The following is a 19855-nucleotide window of genomic DNA, read 5'->3' as shown; positions in this document are numbered from 1 at the left end:
GTTCACTCCGCGGCGTCTGTTAATGGCTTTACATGAAAATCCTGCGGAAAATGCGTCAAAGAGCTCATCACAGGATAAGGAGCGAACCCGCCAAGAGCACACAGCGAGCCCATCTTCATCGTGTCGCAAAGGTCGGTCAGCAGCTCAATCTGCTGCTCTGGCTGATCACCCCTGGCAATCCGGTCCAGCACCTCCACACCGCGCACAGAACCGATGCGGCATGGCGTACACTTGCCGCAGCTCTCAATAGCGCAGAACTCCATGGCAAAACGAGCCTGCTTGAGCATATCGACAGTATCGTCAAACACCACGATCCCTGCATGGCCAATCATACCATTGCGCTCAACAAAAGCCTCATAATCAAAGATCGTGTCAAACAAGGATGGCGGGAAGTAAGCGCCAAGCGGCCCACCAACCTGAACCGCCTTCACCGGACGGCCACTCAAAGTACCTCCACCGATATCATAGATCAGCTCATTCAGCGTCAGACCAAAGGCCGTCTCGAACAGACCACTGTTCTTGATGTTACCGGTCAGCTGAATAGGAATGGTGCCGTGGGAGTACCCAACACCATAGTCACGATAGAACCGCGCCCCCCGATCCATGATGATCGGTACGGACGCCAGAGACATCACGTTGTTGACCACAGTTGGCTTGCCAAACAGGCCTTCAATCGCCGGAAGCGGAGGCTTAGCACGCACGATACCGCGTTTGCCTTCAAGGCTGTTCAGCAGTGAGGTCTCTTCACCACACACATAAGCACCAGCCCCTTCACGCACTTCCATATCAAAAGCGTGTTCTGAGCCCATGACAGAAGCCCCAAGAATACCGGCCTTGCGCGCAATCTGGATCGCATCATACAAAATAGCAATTGCATGCGGATACTCAGAGCGGGTGTAAATATAACCCTTCGTCGCCCCAACAGCGATCCCGGCAATGGCCATCCCTTCGATCAAAACGAAAGGATCGCCTTCCATGATCATCCGGTCAGAGAACGTGCCACTGTCACCTTCATCAGCATTACAGACGATGTACTTCTGATCGCCTTGCGCCTTCAGAACGGTGTTCCACTTGATACCAGTCGGGAAACCCGCACCACCACGACCACGCAGACCACTATCGGTCACTTCCTGCACGATCTCAGCAGGCGTCATCTCAAGCGCCCGCTTCAGACCCAGGAAGCCGTGATGCGCCTCGTAATGCTCAAGAGAAAGCGGATCGGTGATACCACAGCGGGAGAAGGTCAGACGCGTCTGCCGCTTCAAAAATGGCATCTCTTCAGTCAGGCCATGGCACAAAGCATGGTCAGCACCTTCCAAAAGCCCCGCATCCAGCAGGCCAGCAATATCAGCCGGGGTCACCGGGCCGTAAGCAATGCGGCCGCGCTCAGTCTCAACTTCAACCAGCGGCTCCAGCCAATGCATACCGCGTGATCCATTGCGAACAATCTGCGCGTCAACACCGCGCGCGCTCAGCTCTTCTGCAAGTGTATCGGCAACCCGGTCAGCACCAACAGCGAGTGCCGCAGCATCGCAAGGAACATAAAGGACAGCACCCATCACTTCACCTCCTCAACCAGCTTCAGCACAGCAGCTTCATCAAGCGACCATGCAGGTTGCCATCCATCATTGCAGCCGGTGCACAAGAGCACAGGCCAAGGCAATAAACGGGCTCCAGCGTCACCTTGCCGTCAGGCGTGGTCTCGTGCCACTTGATGCCAAGGTCTCTTTGAATGTCTTCAGCTAGTTTCTCACCGCCAAGAGACTGGCAGGCTTCCGCACGACAAACCTTTAGCACATGACGCCCGGCAGGCTCTGTGCGAAAGTCGTGGTAAAAACTCATTGTTCCATGAACTTCGGCGCGGCTCAGGTTCAACCGATCTGCGATCTGCAACAGCGCATCTTCGGGAACATAACCAAATTTCGCCTGCACATCGTGCAGGATAGGCAGGAGCGGCCCTTCCTGATGTTCGTGTACATCAATAATCGCGGCCGTGTCTTTTTCTATATCCTGCGATTGCGTCTGCAAGGCCATAAGTTCCTCCCTCCTCGCACGTCAATGCTTCGTGTTGGCACAATATGTCGCAGGCAATCAATATGATATATCCGTTGGGCGATTGCACATCCCTATCGTTGAAATCACGTAGAGAGCTCTTGCCCCTGCGAAATTCTGCTTACACGCTTGAGGAAGGCATCCAGAAGTGGCGCACGCGGCTCTCGCTGTGTCGCAATCAGGCCTACCATGATGCTGGCGTAAGGATCTGAAATCGGGATGATCTCCAGATGATCGGAGGCAATCGTTTGCGCCACGGCCTGTGGGATAATCGTCCCCCACCGCCCGGTGCGCACATGCGCCAGCAGGCACATGATGGAATCTGACTGCAAAACAGGTTTGGGCTCCACCTCCACATCATGAAGGATATTGTTGATGATACGCCGACATTGCATGTCACTGGTCAGCAGACACAGCGGCACGCGGCTCACATCCTGCAAGGTGGCATGCTCGCTGCCGGAAAGAGGCCCGCCCTCAGCCACAACAAAGCAGTAGCGCTCGCGGTAAAGCGGGATTTGCAGAACCCGGCCCAAAGGCTCGTTGTCCAGATACGTCAGCCCCACATCGATCTCCAGATTTTCCAGCTGCGCCAGAATTTCCGAGGACGGCCGCGAGAACACTTTGAAGTCAACGCCCGGGTTCTCTTCGCTAAAGCATGTGGTGATCTCAGGAACATACGTCAAGGCTGTGGGAATGGAAGCAATCCGCAAGGTGCCGGACTGGCCATCACTGACCGCCTTCAGCTCCTGCTTCATGGTCCGCGTATCAGCCACCAGCTTACGCGCCCACTCCAGCACGCGCTCCCCTTCAGGCGTTAGCCCCTGAAAGCGCGAGCCACGCAAAACCAGCAGAACACCCAGTTGCTCTTCAAGCTGCTTGATATTGGCAGACAGCGTTGGCTGCGTCACACCGCACTCATCCGCCGCCTTCCCAAAATGCTTCTCACGCGCCAGCGCAATAAACATCTCCAGCTTGTCGATCATAGCTCTCCCTCTCAAACATTCCGGTAATGACCAGTCAGATCATGACCAACGGGACCGCTCATAACCTCCCTATGAGCAATCCCTTAGATGTTTTTTCTTAGCTCTGAAATGAACTAGCATATTCAGAGCCAGAACCATAACGGCGAAAGTCAAGAAGACCGGTGGACTTGGATAAATCAGCGGATCAAACGTTCATGCCGATAAAGCTAACTCCGGCAACCATCAGCACGGCTGCCAGCAAGCGGCGCACCCAGTTGCCTTCACCCAGCAGCACAAAACCGATCAGAGCCGCGAAGATAACGGAGGTTTCTCGCAGTGCTGACACTGCGCCCAGCGGGGCAAAGTTCTTGGCATAAAGAACCAGACCATACGCGATCATGGAAACCACACCACCTGTCAGCCCAAGCACCCATGTCTTCTTGGAAAGCGTTGGCAGCATGGACCAGCGACGGATACCGATGAACGCAGCAATGAACACCTGCAAAAACGCCCCCCACGCCCAATAGCTCAGCGTATTGCCGGAAAGCCGGACACCAACACCATCCACCAGCGAGTAAGCCGAGATACAAACACCCGTGGCAATGGCAAAGCCAAGCGCGGCACCGCCAACCCCCTGACGCAGGGCAGACCAGCTGGAGATCTGAATACCAAACGCAATCAGGCCAATACCAAACCACGCCCAAAACGGCAAAACTTCGCCCACGAACAGCATGGCCCAAAGAGAAACCAGCGCAGGCACAATCCCGCGGGCAATCGGGTAAACCACACTCAGATCACCATGACGATACGCCTGCCCCAGCGTGTAATAGTAGGCAAAGTGAATGCAGGTGGAGAGCAACACATAGCCAAAGCTCTCTGGCTCTGGCAGCGGCAACACGGCAATCATCACCGCAGCCGGGATCACATGCCCAAAGGCAACAAGGCCCAGCGTGATTGTGCGGTCACCCGCCGTTTTTACAATCGCATTCCAGATTGCATGCAGCATAGCCGCAGCAAGGATAATCATTATGATGGAAACGCTCATCAATCAAAACCATTCGTAATCGGAAGCACCCAATGTTTCGGCTCATTCTGAGCTCTGTCCTCCAGCCTGCAACTGACCTTGCAAGTGCTGGAACACGGGTCTTCCTTTGAGTTCTTGTTTATTCTTTAAAATGCTGGAATTTCGAAGGTTTTCGATTTCTGCACTTTATTCCGGTAATCAGTTTTTTCGTGAAGCAATTAATGTCTGAATGCCCCACTCAGCAAAGGCTGAGGCAAACGGCTCTTCAGGTGCTCTGTCCGTCACCACATAATCCACACTGTCAGCAGCTGGCCCTACATACGGTGCTGTTTCACCCAGCTTGCCATGATCAAAGGCGATCAACACCTGATCTGCACTTTCAGCAATCGCAGCACTCAGTTGAGACTCCACGCTGCTTTGATAGAGAAAGCCCTTGCTGGCAGAGACCGCATCCAGCTGAAGATCGCCATATCCAGCGCAAACCGCTGCACTTGGGTGTAAGTGTCGTGCCCAAAGGTGCCCCGGTCATCCTCCTGCATTTCCCCGCCAAGCAAATGCACGCGGTTGCCATTCACGCTGACCAGCGTCTGCGCAACACCGATTGAGTTGGTCACGACCGTTAAATTCTTTCGCAGTCTCAGATCTTCCGCCACATAAGCCGTGGTTGACCCCACATCCAGATAAAGGGTCATGCCATCTTCCACCACATCACACACAACAGAAGCGATCAGACGCTTCTCGTCCGTGCGCTGTGAAATCCGGCGGAAGAAGCTTGGGTCATTCTGTGTACCAGCCAGATAAGCCCCGCCCCGCACACGCTCCACATCAGAGGTTTGCGAGAGAGTTTTAACCGTACGCCGAACCGTCTCTTCAGACACATCCAACGCCTTTGCCAGATCGGAATTACGCGCAGATCCGCCCAGCCGTTTCAGAACGTCCAGCAGTTCAAGTTCGCGGTGGCTATGAGACATCTGCCCCTCGTGCTTTGCATCTTTGCATCTTTGCATCTTTGCATCTTTGCTACTCTGGCACTGCCTTACTCCACAATTACAGTCAAATTCCAACACATATGTCGATTTATGTTGGAATTCGTGCGTAGTTGTGGATTATTCGCTGGCAAACGACCGCAGTTACATCTCTCTTTCATATTGCGGGAGTATCGGTCTGTCGGATTGCGCCACGAACCGTGGCATTGGGGGATCAGGACTATGCAGAACAAGCGCAACGTGCTTTTCATCATCATCGACCAGCTGCGCGCAGACTGCGTCCTCGGGGATCTGGCAGATCATGTGGACCTGCCCAATCTCAGAGCATTCATGGAAGACAGCGTCACATTCACCCGGCACTTCTCAGTCACCAACCCCTGCGGCCCATCCAGAGCATCCCTGCTCACCGGCCAGTACGCTATGAACCACCGCTCCGTGCGCAATGGCACGCCTCTGCGCCACGACACACCAAACATCGCAACAGAAATGCGCAAGGCGGGCTATCTGCCAATGCTGTTTGGTTACACAGATACTTCGCAGGATCCCCGGGCATTCCACCCCAATGATCCGGCGGTCAGAACCTACGAATACCCGATGAACGGCTTCCACGAGATGATGGAGATGCGACTGGAAATGTCATTTCCATGGCAATCCCATCTCATGAACCGGGGCTACACCTTTGAAAATTACTGGGACGTCTACAAACCTGTCTCACCCAATGGCCAGCAACCGCGCCTAAACGATCCAGCGCTCTATGCCGCTGAAGACAGTGACACAGCCTTCCTCACCAACGCCTTCCTGGAGATGATGCCAGCCTACCGCCAGCAAAGCTGGTTCGCGCACCTGACCTACATCCGCCCGCATCCACCGCTTGTCGCCCCTGCTCCATACAACACCATGTATGACCCGCAGTCTCTGCCGCTGCCAACACGCCTGGAGCAACCAGAAGACGAACAGGCCCTCCACCCGTTCTTCACGCCCACCATGCAAAACAGCAGCGCCGCCAGCTTTGTTGAAGGTTTCCCAGATCTGGAACCAACCGACGAGAACATCCGCACCTTGCGTGCTATCTATCTGGGGCTCGCCACAGAAGTAGACCATCACGTTGGCCGTGTAGTTCAGTTCCTCAAAGACACCGGACAATACGACAACACCATGGTGGTAATCACCGCAGACCACGGTGAGATGCTGGGTGACCGGCACAGCTGGGGGAAGATGACTGTTTATGATGCAGCCTACCACACCCCGCTCATCATCCGCATGCCAGACGGAGAACGCGGAACGCAGGTCACAAAAGTCACCGAATCCATCGACATTATGCCGACCATTCTGGAATGGGTCGGACAGGACTTGCCAAGCTCAGTAGACGGCAAATCTCTGCTGCCATTCCTGGAAGGGAAAACGCCTGAAGACTGGCGCACTTTCTCCATGTCTGAGCTGGACTTCGCTGATCCTCTGGAACCAACCCTGTGGCAACAGCAATTGGGAACCAAGCTGGACAACTCCTGCCTGAGCATCCTGCGCGATGATCGCTTCACGCTGGTCGAGTTCGCCGCTGACTTGCCGCCCATGCTGTTCGATGCAGAAGCAACGGAGAAATGGAAAACCTTGCCGACAAACCCGAGCATGCCCCAACACTGGCCCGCATGACCCGTGAACTCCTGCGTCATCGCATGAAGAACATGGACAAAACCCTCTCCAACTGGATGATCACCACAGACGGCCCAAAGCACTAACCAAAAAAGCGGAGCAATCCTCATTGCTCCGCTCCTTATAATCGGCTCACAACAAGCACCATTAGCGCTGCTGAATCTCCTCAATGATCGCCTTACCAATTTCAGCGATCACAGCATTGCGTTTTTTGAAGTTTGCATCGCTACCCGTCATGTAAACAGCCGTGAGATAAGGTTCGCCCGTCTCAGGCCAGATGGCAGCAATGATCCCGCGAGAGCCATTGTGACCGGCACCAGACTTATCTGCGATGCGCCAGTCAGATGGCAGATGTTTGCGGATCAAAGCATCGGCCACCTTGTCATCTACCATCCACTGTTGCAACTGCGCGCGAGAGGCCAGCTGCAACACTTCCTCAAACAACAACCGATCCAGCGTTTGAACGACAGCCCGTGGAGAGGTGGTATCACGTGCATCGCCGGGATTCGCCTCGTTCATCTCCGGCTCCCGTCGGTCCAGCCGAGTCACACGGTCCCCCAGCCCACGTAAAAACCTCGTCAGCCCTTTGGGTCCATCAACACGCTTCAGCAGAAGATTGGCAGCCGTGTTGTCGCTCATCGTGACCGTCGCTTCACAAAGCTCCCCAACACGCATTCCCTCAGCCACATGCTTCTTCGTGACAGGTGAGTAGGAAACCAGCTCCGCTTTTGAGTAGGCAACAACCTCTCCCAGCCGTTCTTCCCCGCGATCCACCCGCGCCAGAACAGCCCCGCACAGCAAAGCCTTGAACGTGCTGGCCATAGGAAACCGCTCATCAGCCCGGGCCTCAATAGCCCAATCAGATCCGGTGTGCTGCAACACCACGCCAATCCGGCCCCCAACTTCCTGCTCCAAACGGTTGACTGTGTCCAGAAGCTCCCCGGCAGCACCAACAGCAGGCACACTACAGGCAACAACCAATGCAAAAGAAAAACGCTTAAAAGGCACAGCTATATGGTCAAAACAACGCCACATACTCAAACTCCTTGAATGACGAAACATGTGCCCGGCAACAAATAAATCTCATGAAATAGATACAGCTTGTCCCCTGCCGCAAAGCATAACACTCAGCAGCACAAAATCGCCAATAACTGCGCTTAAACACGAAATATCTTGATGGTGGGCACCATCTTAATCAGATGCATCCTTAGGACTAAACACTTTAAGGTGGAGCCACAAACGACTAATTCTCGACGTGAATATTAGAAAAACTAATAGCGATGGACAGACCCAACATTCCTCTCAACGCCCTGCGCGCCTTCGAGGTCGCCGCCCGGCAAGGCAGCTTCACGCGCGCCGCTATTGAGCTGCGCGTCACTCAGGCCGCTGTCAGCCACCAACTCATTGCCTTGGAAGAGCTGCTCGGCACAACACTGTTCCTGCGCACCCCCAAAGGCCTAGTGCTGACAGATGAAGCACCGCCCTGCATCCCGTCCTGACTCAAAGCTTCGACAGGATCGGCTCCGTACTCGATCGTTTCCTCGATGGCCGCTATCAGGAAACACTCAATCTCGGTGTCGTCACCACGTTTGCCACCGGTTACCTGATTGAACGCTTGCCGGACTTTCAGGCAAAACACCCCGGTGTGAACCTGCGCCTCTTCACCAACAACAACCGCGTTGATATCGCTAAGGAAGGCCTCGACATCGCCATCCGGTTTGGAGAAGGCCTGTGGCCGGGCTTGCACGCTGCCCCCTTACTCACCACACCGCTGACCCCGCTCTGCTCACCTGAAGTCGCACAGTCCCTCAAAACCCCGCAGGATCTGGCGGGTCATCCCTTGTTCAGATCCTACCGCTCCGACGAATGGGAACTCTGGTTCCAGCAAGCTGCAGCTCCGTGCCCCAAGATTGAAGGTCCCGTCTTTGATTCATCCGTAGCCATGGCAGATATGGTCGAAGCTGGCCTCGGCATCGCTCTGCTGCCCTACCATATGTTCGCACGGCGACTGGCAACCGGGCGGCTCATCAGACCATTCCCTACCGAGATCACAACCGGCAAATACTGGCTCACCCACCTCAAATCCAAACCAGCCACCCCGGCTCTCACCCTCTTCAAAAACTGGTTGCTCGCTCAGGAACCAGTTACCTCTACCTAGGAATGATGAAACAACGCAGCGAATTGAAAGGAAAACCAAAACCTCTCCCATACACCTTCCCCCTATCCTGATCTGACCGCCCGCAAATGTGGGCAACGGAACTCAGGTGCGAGGAATGCTTCTCAGCGACAGAGCAAAGGACGCCATAAAAGTTGCACTGGCCATGGTGATCGCCTACGCCATCGCACTTTATATGGACTGGGACCGTCCCTATTGGGCTGGTCTTGCCGTTGCTTTCATATCGCTGGAGACCTCAGGACAATCCTTTCACAAGGGCCTTCAACGCCTCGGCGGCACATTGCTTGCCGCAGTCATGGCCCTCACCTTGCTTTCGCTGTTCCCGCAGCAGCGCTGGATGTTCATGATTGCCCTGTCCAGCTATGTGTTTTTCTGCACCTACATGATGAAATCCAAGCACAATCCATATTTCTGGAATGTCGCTGCTTTCGTCACCATCATTGTTGCCGTGGATGCAGCTGCCAGCAACCAGCCTGCCTTCTACACCGCTGTCTTGCGCATTCAGGAAACCGCTCTGGGCGTAATCACATACAGTATGGTCTCAGTCATCCTCTGGCCCAGAACCTCGTCAAAGTCCCTCGTCAGAACCTCAAAGAACCTGACCAAAAGCGGCCTTGCTCTCTTTCAAAGCACAATAGACCGGGAGTTCGCCAGCAACCCGCACAAGTACCTGCAGCAACAAGGTGAGTTTTCAGCCTTACAAGCCAAGTTCGCAGACCTCTCAAACATCGCAGAACTGGAAAGCTACGAAGTCTGGGAGGTTAGCAAGCAATGGAAGGACACAGGCAGTCTCTGGACCCAATATGAGCGCGCTCTGGAAGTCTGGCGGCAAAGCTTCAACGAGGTCGACGATCTGGAGCTGGAAACCCGCATCCCGTGGCTCACCAGGTATGAAGCCGAAATCACCAGACGCTTCAAAACCATCATAGATCTCACAGAAGGCAAAGACATCAAACCAAAGCCACTTTTCAGAGACTTTCACATCAAAGAGATCGACATATCCGGCCTGCAGTATTTCCAGAAAGCCGCCCTGTCCCTATACATCCACCAGTTGGATGAAATCGAACGCATCACCTACCAGCTTCATGAACTCACCACGGTCATCTTCAGTGAGAACACCAGCAATCAGCTGGATTTTCACGTCAAGGAAAGCACCCAGCCAGACGTGATCAACATGGGCCAGTTGAAGGGAGCTTTACGCGCTTTCCTTTGCCTGTGGGTCGCGTATCTCTCTTACATCTACTTTCCCAACCTGCCAGCAGGAACGGTGCTGGTCATACTGGCTGGCGTTTACAGCATCACCCTCTCCAGCAATCCCTACCTGAAGCCCGTCTCCATCCTTGTTCCGGGTATTCTGTCTTCTGCCTTTGGGGCTTTCATCTATCTGCTCATCATGCCCCATCTGCACAGCTTCTGGTCGCTGGGAACCGTCATTTTTCTTTCAGTGTTCACCATCGCCTATCTCTTCCACACGCCTCAACTCATTTTGGGCAGAATGTTCGGTCTGGCAAATTTCGTGATGATGACCAACATCGCTAACCATCAAAGTTACAGTTTCAACTTCGTCGCAGATCAGCTTCTGGTCTTCCTGATCGTCATCGCTATCTACGCCGCCATTTCCATCTTCACCTTCAACCTGCGCCCGGAAGTGCAATATCTCAACCTGTTGCGCCGCTTTTTCGCCAGCACCAACTTCCTCCTGACCGAGCACCAAAAAGAACCACATTTGGAACCCACAAAACTGCGCCAATACATCAGGCGTCATCATCTCAACGAGGTCGAGAGCATCCCTCACAAGATGACTGGCTGGATCGCCGGCACCTCTTCAGGGCTCGACAAGCACCAGCTACGCAGAACAGTGATCATCCTCGAAGCCCTGTCCATCCGCCTGTCCGTGCTCATCAACGAACTCAAAATCGCTCAGAGCTCCCAGCTCTATGCAGCTCTGCGAAAAGACATCCACGACTGGAGTGCTCAGCTGAAGACAGACTTTGCTGAACTGGTCAAAGATCCGACAGGCGCAACCATCGGCGAGGTCGTCAGACAATGCGCCCTCAGCATGCCAGAGATGGAAACCACCATCGCCAAAGTGCTGGAAGAGCGCGGCAAAGACGGTATCGATCTGGAGGAACGATTAAATATCTATCGCATTCTTGGAGGTATTCGCAGTGTTTGTCGGGCATTAGAGGACTATGAGGATCAATCCCTCAAGATGGATTGGCCTCAACTGCAAGAAGCCCGGTTTTAAAGGAGGAGCGCTGATGAATGGTTTTCCAAGCGAATGGGCCATCGGTACAGTGTACCTCCCTCCCTTTCTGGTTGCTGCTGCCCTTGGCCTGCTTCTCAGCTGGCTCACTGCCCGGTTGATGAACAGATATCGCCTCTCCCGATTTCTGCTCTATCCTCCAGGCGTTTTCGTTGCTTTGGCCGTCATCTACACCGTCATTCTTGGGAGCTGGGTTATTCCGATATGAAAGCACTTAAACCCATCCATAAACTTGCAATCACTGGCACAATTATCGGCGTGGCTGTTCTGGCCTTCGCCTTCAAGTATTACCAATACCTGCAAAACCCATGGACCCGCGACGGTCAGGTCCGCGCCAACGTCATCCAGATCGCCACCCGTGTCTCCGGCCCCATCGTGGAACTGCCCATTGTAGACAACCAGAAGGTTGAGGCAGGTGAACTGCTCTTCATCATTGACCCCCGCACATTCCAGGCCACTTACGCGCAAAAGAAGGCAGACCTCGACCAGACTGTCGACCAGCTCAACGCGCTGGAAAAAGAGCGTGAAGCCGCAGAAGCCAACGTCGCCCAATATCGCTCCAACGTGGAGCAGGCCAGTTCAGAACTCCGCTCCTCCATCGCAACCCTGAAGAACATCAAGGGCAATCTGGACAGAAACGCCAAGCTCTTAAAAGATGGCTACGTCACCCAGCGCACCTACGATCAGATTGAAAAAAGCTACATCGTCGCGCTGGCTGATACAGAGCAGGCTCAGTCCGGTCTGGCACAGGCCGAAGCTGCACTGGTCGAAGCACAGGCAAGCCTTGCGAAAGTCGTGGCGAGTTTAGGAGCAAAAGGAAAAGATAACGCCCAGCTCCGCTCCGCAATGGCCGCCCTGCAAACCGCTGAACTGGATCTGGCTTCACGCAGGTCGCCGCACCCGTCTCCGGTTACGTCACCAATCTCAACCTGCGTCTGGGCAGCCAGACCGTAGAGAACCAGCCTGCCCTCGCCCTCGTGGATTCCTCAAGCTTCTGGATTGACGCCTACTTTCCGGAAACCAAGATCAGTCGGATCGACATCGGCGATAAGGTGGTCATGACCCTCATGGCCTACCCCGATCAGGTGGTCCATGGAGAAGTAGAAAGCATCGGCTGGGGCATCTCCCAATCGGATGGCAGCACTGGCTCTGACCTCCTGCCCAACATCAACCCAACCTTCGAATGGATCCGCCTCGCCCAACGCATCCCCGTCCGCGTAAAAATCACAGACCTCCCCCAAAACATCCTCCTCCGCGTCGGCACCACAGTCTCCGTCCTGATCCTAACCGGCACCGCTACAGAAACCACGAGTTTAGACGCCCCACCAGCACCGCTGGTGTTTCAGTAGGAAAGGTATTCGTTAATTCTGTCGGAAACCGTAGCTCCCTTAGCACTCAAACTAATGAAAATCCCTACTCGGAAAGAGCCTCTTTGCCTGATCTCTTGGGTGGTATGCACGATTGGTACGGCGCGGAATGATGGGACGTCGAGGAGCATCGTCTGCAACAGGTAGTGTTTGCCCAATGACTTCATCAAATGGATGCCCGAGTAGGGACAGACGATCGGAATAATCGTTTACATTCTGAGCAATGAGATGAACAACAATACCCTCTCGTTGCAAATAACCTGTAACATGCAACAAACGGCCGGAGATGACCTCACGCCGGAATTTTTGATAGACCTTCGGCCAGATTACGACATTACAAACACCTGTCTCATCTTCCAGCGTCACAAAAATAACCCCGGATGCAGTGCCTGGCGTTGCCGTGTGATCACCACTCCACAAACACGCGTCTGCTTTTTTAACGGCGCCTTCTGCAAAGCTCTATGTGTCGTGAGACCTGAAATGCTGGGGCGCAACAACTCCATCGGATGCGCTCTCAAAGAAAGTCGGGTTGAGAGGTAATCCTCCACCACCTCTTCTCCCAAGTGCATCACAGGCAGTTTCACGTCCGGCTCAAATATCGCCTCTCCATCAAACGGATCATTGAACAGAGGAAGTGGTGTCGCGCCCTTGAGAGCTTTCACCTGCCAAAGTGCTTCCCTGCGGCTTAGCCCCATACTCACGAAGGCATCAGCCTCCGCCAGCTTCTCCAATACACCTGGCTCAACAGAAGCCCTCTGCCAGATGCTCTGCGGATCTGGATAACCATTCCTCCGCGCCGCTACAAGCCAGAGAGCATCTTCTTCTTTAAAGCCTTTGATCTGGCGAAAACCCAGCTGTATTGCCAGCTGCCCATCACTACGCCACTCCAGCGTATTATCCCACTCACTGCGGTTCACACAAATTGGCCGCACCTCCACATCATGCTCTCGAGCATCTCTGATAATCTGTGCTGGAGCATAAAATCCCATGGGCTGAGAGTTGAGCAGCGCACAGGCAAAGGCGGCAGGGTGATGGCATTTCAGCCATGCGGAAACATAAGCTAGCATCGCAAAAGCAGCAGCATGACTTTCGGGAAACCCATAGTTCCCGAAGCCTTCAATCTGGGAGAAGCATCGCTCAGCAAAATCTTGCTCATAGCCCCGCTCCAGCATGCCATTGATGAAACGGGTTTTGAAAGATCCGATCGTCCCCATCCGCCGGAAGGTCGCAAGAGAGCGGCGCAAACGATCAGCTTCTTCAGCAGAAAATCCCGCAGCAACTTCCGCAATACGCATTGCTTGCTCCTGAAATAAGGGAACCCCCAGTGTCTTGCCGAGAACCCCCTCCAGCTCCTTTGAAGGAAACGAGACTTTCTCCAGCTTTTGCCGACGCTTGATGTACGGATGAACCATACCGCCCTGAATAGGCCCTGGGCGAACAATGGCCACCTCAACCACCAGATCATAAAAGGTACGCGGCTTCATGCGTGGCAGGAAGTTCATCTGCGCACGGCTTTCAACCTGAAACACCCCCAGAGCATCGGCGACGCAGAGCATGTCATAGGTCGGCTTATCGTCTTGAGGCACCGTATCTATCGTAAATCGCTGATCACTCTTTTCTTCAATCAGATCAAAGCACTTACGAATGCAAGTCAGCATACCCAGGCTCAACACATCGACTTTCAGAATACAAAGCGCATCAATGTCATCCTTATCCCATTCAATGACAGTGCGATCTTCCATAGAGGCATTTTCGATAGGACATAATTCATCCAAACGCCCTTGAGTAATCACGAACCCACCCACATGTTGAGAGAGGTGCCGAGGGAAACCAATGATCTCTTTGATGAGATGAATGGTCATAGCGAGACGATGATCTGCTCCGGATAAGCCCAGCTCCTTCAAGCGCTCTTCTGGCACACCATGATTGGAACTCCCCCACATCTGACCGGACAAATTAGAGAGCAGATCTTGTGAAAGGCCCATGACCTTCCCAACTTCGCGAATAGCGGCACGTGACCGGAAATGAATAACCGTTGCGCATAATCCCGCCCGATGACGCCCGTACTTCTGATAGATATGCTGGATGACCTCCTCACGGCGCTCATGCTCAAAGTCCACATCGATATCCGGCGGCTCTCCACGGTGTTCCGAGATAAATCGCTCAAACACCATGGAAATGGTTTCCGGAGCCACATCGGTAATCCCAAGTGCATAGCAGATAATGGAGTTTGCCGCAGACCCCCGCCCCTGGCACAGGATCCCCTGAGACCGGGCGAAAGTCACAATGTCATGCACTGTCAGAAAATACGCAGCAAACTCCAGCTTGGCTACAAGGGCCAGCTCCTTGTCGACCAAGGCACGAACACGTTCCGTCTCGCCTTTAGGGTACCTGCGCTTGATACCTTCCAGCGTAAGCCGTTCCAGCCGCTGCTGTGCAGTCTCACTCTCGCTCCCCTCCTGAGGGTATTCATAGGACAGCTGAGAAAGACAAAAAGAGCATCGGTTAGCAATCTCCTGCGTGCGCTTCACGGCAGCAGGATGAGCACGATACAGATCTAAGACTTCTGCCGGTGTCTTGAGGCGACGTTCACTGTTGGGCAATGCATGGCGACCAATCTTGTCTATGGTCAGCCCCTCACGGATACAGGTAAGCACATCAGCCAGTTGCCGGCGCCTGCCATGATGCATCAGCACATCTCCAACAGCCACCATAGGGGTCGCAAGGCGCAGCGCCAGCTCAGCACATCCTGCAAAATAAGCCTGGTCACTTCCATCATACTGAGGAGCTGCACCCAAAAAGACATAGGAGGGATAGGTATGAGCTACTTGCCGGATGTGCTCATGAATAAGTTCCCCATCCAATGCCCCTTGCGGCAGAGCATCAAAATCACCCCACGAGCCCCTTCCAGCAGATCTTTGAAAAACAGCTGACACTCACCTTTTTCCGTGCGCCGTTTTCCTTTGGTCAGCAACCGAGACAAACGCGCATAGGCAGGCCGGTCTTGCGGCAAGGCAACCCAATCAACCGGACTATCTTCCAGCACCAAACGACATCCCACCAGCAAGCGCGGCAGAGAAAGGATCGGCTCTTTCAGGTCCTCAACGCCCTCAACAATATCTTGTCGACTGCTTGGATCAGTCCGGTGACTGGAACGCACAGCCAGAGCCTCATCTCTCTTCCGTGCCAGTTCTTTAAGTGCCGAATAAGCACGCACGACACCAGCCAAAGAGTTACGGTCCGTAATGGCAATACCAGACAGTCCTAAGCTGGCTGCACGCACCACCAACTCCTCTGGATGGGAAGCTCCAGTGAGAAAAGTAAAATTAGAGGTGACGCATAACTCGGCGTAGTTCATGCAAATTCTCCTTGCACAAACCAAGCCGGTCTCTGGGGAGTGAAAAACATCCAGAGGCGTCGCCCCTGTCTGGTTTCCACGCGCCAGTAATCCCTCATACCAGAACGCCAGTTCGGGTCATCCAGCCACCACTCAGGACATATGCGTTCTGGCCCTGTCGCCTGAGCGATAGAAAACCGCATGCGTCGCCAGCAAAATGTATCCGGTGGGCTTTTATCACTCCCCTCTATGGGTTCTGGAGAAAACAAACGCACAGGGCGTAAATTCTGCTCCTTCCATTCCCTTTGGGCGTCACAATAAGCTGCTGGCGATACGATAAAGCTACGCTCTGGAATATGGCTGTCTGCAGGTTCAAAGCGTTTGATCCGCTCAAGACCAATACGGCTCCCAAGCCTCGTGATCAAATCGCTCAGCGCATCAGTTTTCTTTGGTTGGACGCTGCCTGTTTCCAGCTGTTTCAAAGGCAAGCTTTCAACGGCCAAGGCCTCCAAGCGTATCTGATCAATACCAAAACCAGCATCAACGTCTCGCACACTCCGCTCAAACAGCGGCAGAATGCTGGCAACCTCACGCATTGGACGAGCAAGGCGCAATTCCACCTGTACACTCGCCTGATCCACTCGCTGACACGTCATCAGCAAGACACGTGTTCCCATTTCCTGTGTCTTGAGCTTTTCACAAATCCGTACCAACAGCCGTTCCAAAGCAGCCATAACATCATCGTAAAGCCCAATTGGCTCTGGCAAATTCAACCGGGCCGCATAAGAAACATCCGGAGCCACTGCATTGACCTGTTCAGCCTGATCACCAAAGGCTTGGTCAATACGGCGCATCAACGGCAAACCAAAACGGCGTCCCAATGTTGCCCGCGGAGTTGCGAGAAGATCACCAATAGTCCGCAAACCAAGGCGCAGCAAAACAGCACAAGTTGCCTCATCCAATCTAAGAGCAGCAACAGGGAGAGGACTTAGGGCTGCTTTGAGCTGCCCACTGGGCGCAACTCCCTTGCTAAAATGAGAGAGCGCCCAGGCTGCGCCAACGGTACTGGCCAAACCGGATCGCACATGTAACCTGGAGCTCTGAAGACGTTCATGAATATCTGTCAGCAATCCATCTTCACTCTCAAAAAAATGAGTTGAACCAGTCATATCCAGCAGCAACCCATTTTGACCATCAAGCCCCACCCACGGACAATAGCGCTCAGCCCATCGAGCCAGCAATTTTAGAAAACGCTCATCCTCATGAGGATCAACCTCTCGGGTAAGCAGGTCGGGATACAAAGCCTTGGCATCGGATAGTCCCATGCCCAAAGTCAGTCCCAGCTGCATCGCTTCCTTGTTAAGGCAATATAATCGCTCAGTATTTTTTTCATGAGAGGTCACAGCAAAAGGCGCGTGTATGGGGCGTGAACGTAAAATACGATCACTCGCCATCCTTGGAAACCACAATGACACGATGCGCCTCTGCATCCCAAAACACCTTCCAACCACCTAATGTTCCCGATTTGTTCTTAATGAGCTGCCAGTGTTGAAGAGTCAAGTTTTTATCGGTTTTATGATCTCCCCCGAATATAGGAGAACAGTGCCAACGGGTTTGGGTTGCATTGCTACCAGCCCCTTCTGGAATAACCAGAATTCCCGTTGAACCACCTTCCTCAGCCGCAAGCTGCAACCGCCTGCCTGCAGTAAGGTCCAAGTCCTGAGAAAGCTCACAAACCACCAGCTTCACGGCACCAGATCGCAGGCCATCTTCTGTACACGCAAGCAAATCCTTATGGCTCTCTGCCTGAACCAAAGTAAGGTTCTTAGGAGACATGAAACTCATCAAACCGACCGGATTCAGCTGCTCACTTTGCCAACCAGCCTGCAACCACAAAACAGTCATATCATCTTGCCCGCAAGCCTTCGCCGCAAAGCCAATCGCACCGGGACCACATGCCTCATGAACCCGATTTTTCTGAAGCGGAAACACATCCTGAAACTCTGTCATCATCCAACAATTGTCGTGTAAAAATTAGAACATATCAAGAACATTGAGTCACTATGAACTCCAGAAAGTAAACACATCTTTGAAAAGTCTCGAAGCCCTGTACCCTTACTTGCAACCAATCACCATCTTCCTCACGGCGAACATGGTCTGACTTCACGGACTTAAAGAGATGCGGAAGGGGAGTTTGGTACTGGCATCTGGCAGATATTGAAGTATCAGCCGTTCAACAAACCAGCTTCCACGAGCTAGCATGCTATTCAAACAGCAAGGCCTCACTGATTATCGACAGGCCCCAGGAAGAGTTCATGAACGACATTGGCTGGTACAAGAACCGCACCCGCAACAGCATCAGCCTGTTCAAATACATAGACCTGGCCCTATAGCATCCTCTGCCTGTTTCAGCGCTTGATCTTTGGAGTCAGCTTGCAGTGAGCGCCTATCAGCTTCCCGAGGGTTGGGTCGACCTGTTCCACATGCGCTGATGGCAGGTCGCTCAGAGCAGCGGTACGAGCACCTATATGGCTACCATCCGCAGGGACCATAACTTGTCGATCACCTACGACAAGTCCATCCCCACCTTGCTTTACAGCATCGTCCCAAGCGTTGACTACGACCGGGATCTGCTCAACGCACAACTGGAGCAAAGCGCACTTATTGAGAGCCCCCATGCCACAGTTGACCTCCGCAGATGCGGTAGAGGATGACTAGGAGTACATCACCGACGGGTGCGCTCTGGTTGCCGGATCAAAGGGGATAACTCTGAGTAGGCAGTGTCGCAAGTGCGTGGGTTGCAAGGGGGATAAGTTGGATGGCTGACGTGCCTATGTTGATCTCAACCGCTCGTGCGTGATCAGCAGCAGCATTCACTGTGCACACGAGTAATTCCCTCCGTATCCCCAAGGGCCTACAGAAGGCCATCTCTCAGAGCCCTCCGAGGTGCGGTGATATCTCGTTGCAACGGTCCTCACCGAGAACCATTTCTTATGGCGCCACCTTCTGAGTTGTCCCCGTAACCTATAAGCACCACCAGCACTCCCAAAGACCACTGCTTAGCCCCAGCTCCAACCTAGCAACGCCATCTGAACTTAAGTCTTTCAATCCAACGCACATAAGAACACAAACCTTTAGGGCTCTATCCAGTCCCGTCAATCGCTCCTCAAACAGCAGCTCTTCAGATTAGACAGGTCGCAGACCATGAGGCCCGTTCACCCATTTCATATTCACTGCTAGTTTCATCGTGGTCATCCAGCCGAGAATGTCGATCTCACCCTCACCACCCCCTTAAACACGGCTTGAAGCAAACATCCTCAACCTTGCAGGAATGCTTTCCTTCTCTCCAAGAACCAACAGCACGTACCTCGCGCTAGTCTAGTCGATCTAATGCGCAGGCATAGGCTCACACTACCGGTCCATTCGAGCGACAGCGCAGATCACAACCGATTGTTATAAGCACTCCATATCACTTCAGGAGAAGCACAGTCAGTTCAAGAGCAAAAGGATACCCCCACGATCAGGCAACTAACTCGCACAGACACTTTGGCAGTGTTCATTTCCACCAAACAAGTCCTATGCATGCTGCCATCATCTTCAAAAATCTCACGGCGTACTCAAGCGCTCAGATCCTCCATGTAACCTTACTCACACGCCTTCTACTGAAGCCACGCAAAGTTCTTGTTTCACATAGATCTCAGCGCACTCACCGCACTCCTAGCTGGACAAGAGACCGAAGCCCATAATGAACAAGGCAGTGCTCTCACCATACGCAGCACTCATTCTTAGCCCCTCAGCTTGTCGGGTATGGTGTTGCTCTCAGCTAAGTCGTGCAGAGTTTGCTCGACTTCGTACAACTCATGCTCTTCATCCGTTCAGACGTAAGTACAGCCCAAAAGCAGTAATTTGAGCGCTTCCCACCACACCAGTCAAACTACGTTCAGCTTGAGAGCAAAACAGCGTCTCAGCTCAAACCACCACCAACCTTCTAACTTCAGCCCTTAACCAACCCAGCCATTCTACCAAACGTTCTAA

15 protein-coding genes and 2 pseudogenes are annotated in these 19855 nt (G+C 53.4%); 6 read left to right on the top strand and 11 right to left on the bottom strand.

The features are described from left to right. Positions 1–2: 2 nt before the first annotated feature. The 6 genes from JCM12308_RS07255 to JCM12308_RS07235 form a co-directional block, all read right to left on the bottom strand. Positions 3–1559: a formate dehydrogenase beta subunit gene (locus JCM12308_RS07255; RefSeq protein ID WP_054783310.1), complete on the bottom strand. Its 1557-nt coding sequence runs from the start codon at positions 1557–1559 to the stop codon at positions 3–5. Between the two features lie 22 nt (positions 1560–1581). Next, positions 1582–2034, bottom strand: a complete 453-nt coding sequence (locus JCM12308_RS07250; RefSeq protein ID WP_054783309.1) for a formate dehydrogenase subunit gamma — start codon at positions 2032–2034, stop codon at positions 1582–1584. Between the two features lie 104 nt (positions 2035–2138). Beyond that, positions 2139–3035 carry a LysR family transcriptional regulator gene (locus JCM12308_RS07245; protein WP_054783308.1) on the bottom strand — a complete coding sequence of 299 codons (897 nt, stop codon included), beginning with the start codon at positions 3033–3035 and terminating at the stop codon, positions 2139–2141. 184 nt (positions 3036–3219) lie between these two features. After that, on the bottom strand, positions 3220–4059 hold the full coding sequence (locus tag JCM12308_RS07240; RefSeq protein WP_174519183.1) for an EamA family transporter: 840 nt from the start codon (positions 4057–4059) through the stop codon (positions 3220–3222). Between the two features lie 177 nt (positions 4060–4236). Beyond that, a complete protein-coding gene (locus tag JCM12308_RS29250; RefSeq protein WP_208978337.1) occupies positions 4237–4449 on the bottom strand; it encodes a DeoR/GlpR family DNA-binding transcription regulator in 213 nt (70 codons plus the stop codon). Beyond that, positions 4434–5009, bottom strand: coding sequence for a DeoR/GlpR family DNA-binding transcription regulator (locus tag JCM12308_RS07235; protein ID WP_208978336.1), 576 nt, complete (start codon positions 5007–5009; stop codon positions 4434–4436). The genes JCM12308_RS29250 and JCM12308_RS07235 overlap by 16 nt, the downstream gene beginning before the upstream one ends. Before the next feature lie 237 nt (positions 5010–5246). Here JCM12308_RS07235 and JCM12308_RS07230 point away from each other — a divergent pair, with 237 nt between their 5' ends. Further along, positions 5247–6674: a sulfatase-like hydrolase/transferase gene (locus JCM12308_RS07230; protein ID WP_208978335.1), complete on the top strand. Its 1428-nt coding sequence runs from the start codon at positions 5247–5249 to the stop codon at positions 6672–6674. A 147-nt stretch (positions 6675–6821) separates the two neighbouring features. Here the strand turns inward: JCM12308_RS07230 and blaPSV are convergent, their stop codons facing one another. After that, positions 6822–7682 (bottom strand): PSV family class A beta-lactamase, encoded by an 861-nt coding sequence (blaPSV, locus tag JCM12308_RS07225; protein ID WP_128647354.1) that lies wholly within the window; start codon positions 7680–7682, stop codon positions 6822–6824. 272 nt (positions 7683–7954) lie between these two features. On the opposite strand from blaPSV, the pseudogene JCM12308_RS07220 reads away from it, so the two are divergent. From JCM12308_RS07220 to JCM12308_RS29245, 5 genes and pseudogenes are all read left to right on the top strand, one after another. After that, positions 7955–8832, top strand: a pseudogene (locus JCM12308_RS07220) (LysR family transcriptional regulator). Positions 8833–8947: 115 nt separating this feature from the next. After that, the gene (locus JCM12308_RS07215; protein WP_054783305.1) at positions 8948–11098 is read left to right on the top strand and encodes an FUSC family protein; all 2151 of its coding nucleotides are present in this window, start codon (positions 8948–8950) and stop codon (positions 11096–11098) included. Between the two features lie 13 nt (positions 11099–11111). After that, entirely contained in the window at positions 11112–11324 is a 213-nt protein-coding gene (locus tag JCM12308_RS07210) for a DUF1656 domain-containing protein (protein WP_014286195.1), read from the top strand. After that, the gene (locus JCM12308_RS07205) at positions 11321–12070 is read left to right on the top strand and encodes an HlyD family secretion protein (protein ID WP_208978334.1); all 750 of its coding nucleotides are present in this window, start codon (positions 11321–11323) and stop codon (positions 12068–12070) included. Before JCM12308_RS07210 ends, JCM12308_RS07205 begins: the two co-directional genes overlap by 4 nt. A 23-nt stretch (positions 12071–12093) precedes the next feature. Continuing rightward, a complete protein-coding gene (locus tag JCM12308_RS29245) occupies positions 12094–12465 on the top strand; it encodes an HlyD family secretion protein (RefSeq protein WP_208978333.1) in 372 nt (123 codons plus the stop codon). 51 nt (positions 12466–12516) lie between these two features. Here the strand turns inward: JCM12308_RS29245 and JCM12308_RS07200 are convergent. The 4 genes and pseudogenes from JCM12308_RS07200 to JCM12308_RS28250 form a co-directional block, all read right to left on the bottom strand. Next, positions 12517–15841: pseudogene (locus tag JCM12308_RS07200) on the bottom strand (error-prone DNA polymerase). Next, the gene (locus JCM12308_RS07195) at positions 15838–17274 is read right to left on the bottom strand and encodes a Y-family DNA polymerase (RefSeq protein ID WP_244271846.1); all 1437 of its coding nucleotides are present in this window, start codon (positions 17272–17274) and stop codon (positions 15838–15840) included. Before JCM12308_RS07195 ends, JCM12308_RS07200 begins: the two are co-directional and overlap by 4 nt. Further along, entirely contained in the window at positions 17264–17830 is a 567-nt protein-coding gene (locus JCM12308_RS07190) for an ImuA family protein (protein WP_083417009.1), read from the bottom strand. Before JCM12308_RS07190 ends, JCM12308_RS07195 begins: the two co-directional genes overlap by 11 nt. 398 nt (positions 17831–18228) lie before the next feature. Further along, positions 18229–18498, bottom strand: a complete 270-nt coding sequence (locus tag JCM12308_RS28250) for a hypothetical protein (protein WP_054783303.1) — start codon at positions 18496–18498, stop codon at positions 18229–18231. Positions 18499–19855 lie beyond the last annotated feature (1357 nt).

This window comes from Pseudovibrio denitrificans JCM 12308 (assembly GCF_001310815.1).
Taxonomy (GTDB): Bacteria; Pseudomonadota; Alphaproteobacteria; order Rhizobiales; family Stappiaceae; genus Pseudovibrio; species Pseudovibrio denitrificans.
This window is presented reverse-complemented; position numbering and strand designations above follow the sequence as displayed.

Coding starts and splice junctions, on each gene's coding strand:
- JCM12308_RS07255 (WP_054783310.1), bottom strand. CDS start 1,559: ATGGGTGCTGTCCTTTATGTTCCTTGCGATGCTGCGGCACTCGCTGTT.
- JCM12308_RS07250 (WP_054783309.1), bottom strand. CDS start 2,034: ATGGCCTTGCAGACGCAATCGCAGGATATAGAAAAAGACACGGCCGCG.
- JCM12308_RS07245 (WP_054783308.1), bottom strand. CDS start 3,035: ATGATCGACAAGCTGGAGATGTTTATTGCGCTGGCGCGTGAGAAGCAT.
- JCM12308_RS07240 (WP_174519183.1), bottom strand. CDS start 4,059: ATGAGCGTTTCCATCATAATGATTATCCTTGCTGCGGCTATGCTGCAT.
- JCM12308_RS07235 (WP_208978336.1), bottom strand. CDS start 5,009: ATGTCTCATAGCCACCGCGAACTTGAACTGCTGGACGTTCTGAAACGG.
- JCM12308_RS07230 (WP_208978335.1), top strand. CDS start 5,247: ATGCAGAACAAGCGCAACGTGCTTTTCATCATCATCGACCAGCTGCGC.
- JCM12308_RS07215 (WP_054783305.1), top strand. CDS start 8,948: ATGCTTCTCAGCGACAGAGCAAAGGACGCCATAAAAGTTGCACTGGCC.
- JCM12308_RS07210 (WP_014286195.1), top strand. CDS start 11,112: ATGAATGGTTTTCCAAGCGAATGGGCCATCGGTACAGTGTACCTCCCT.
- JCM12308_RS07205 (WP_208978334.1), top strand. CDS start 11,321: ATGAAAGCACTTAAACCCATCCATAAACTTGCAATCACTGGCACAATT.
- JCM12308_RS07195 (WP_244271846.1), bottom strand. CDS start 17,274: ATGGCGAGTGATCGTATTTTACGTTCACGCCCCATACACGCGCCTTTT.
- JCM12308_RS07190 (WP_083417009.1), bottom strand. CDS start 17,830: ATGACAGAGTTTCAGGATGTGTTTCCGCTTCAGAAAAATCGGGTTCAT.
- JCM12308_RS28250 (WP_054783303.1), bottom strand. CDS start 18,498: ATGGGGGCTCTCAATAAGTGCGCTTTGCTCCAGTTGTGCGTTGAGCAG.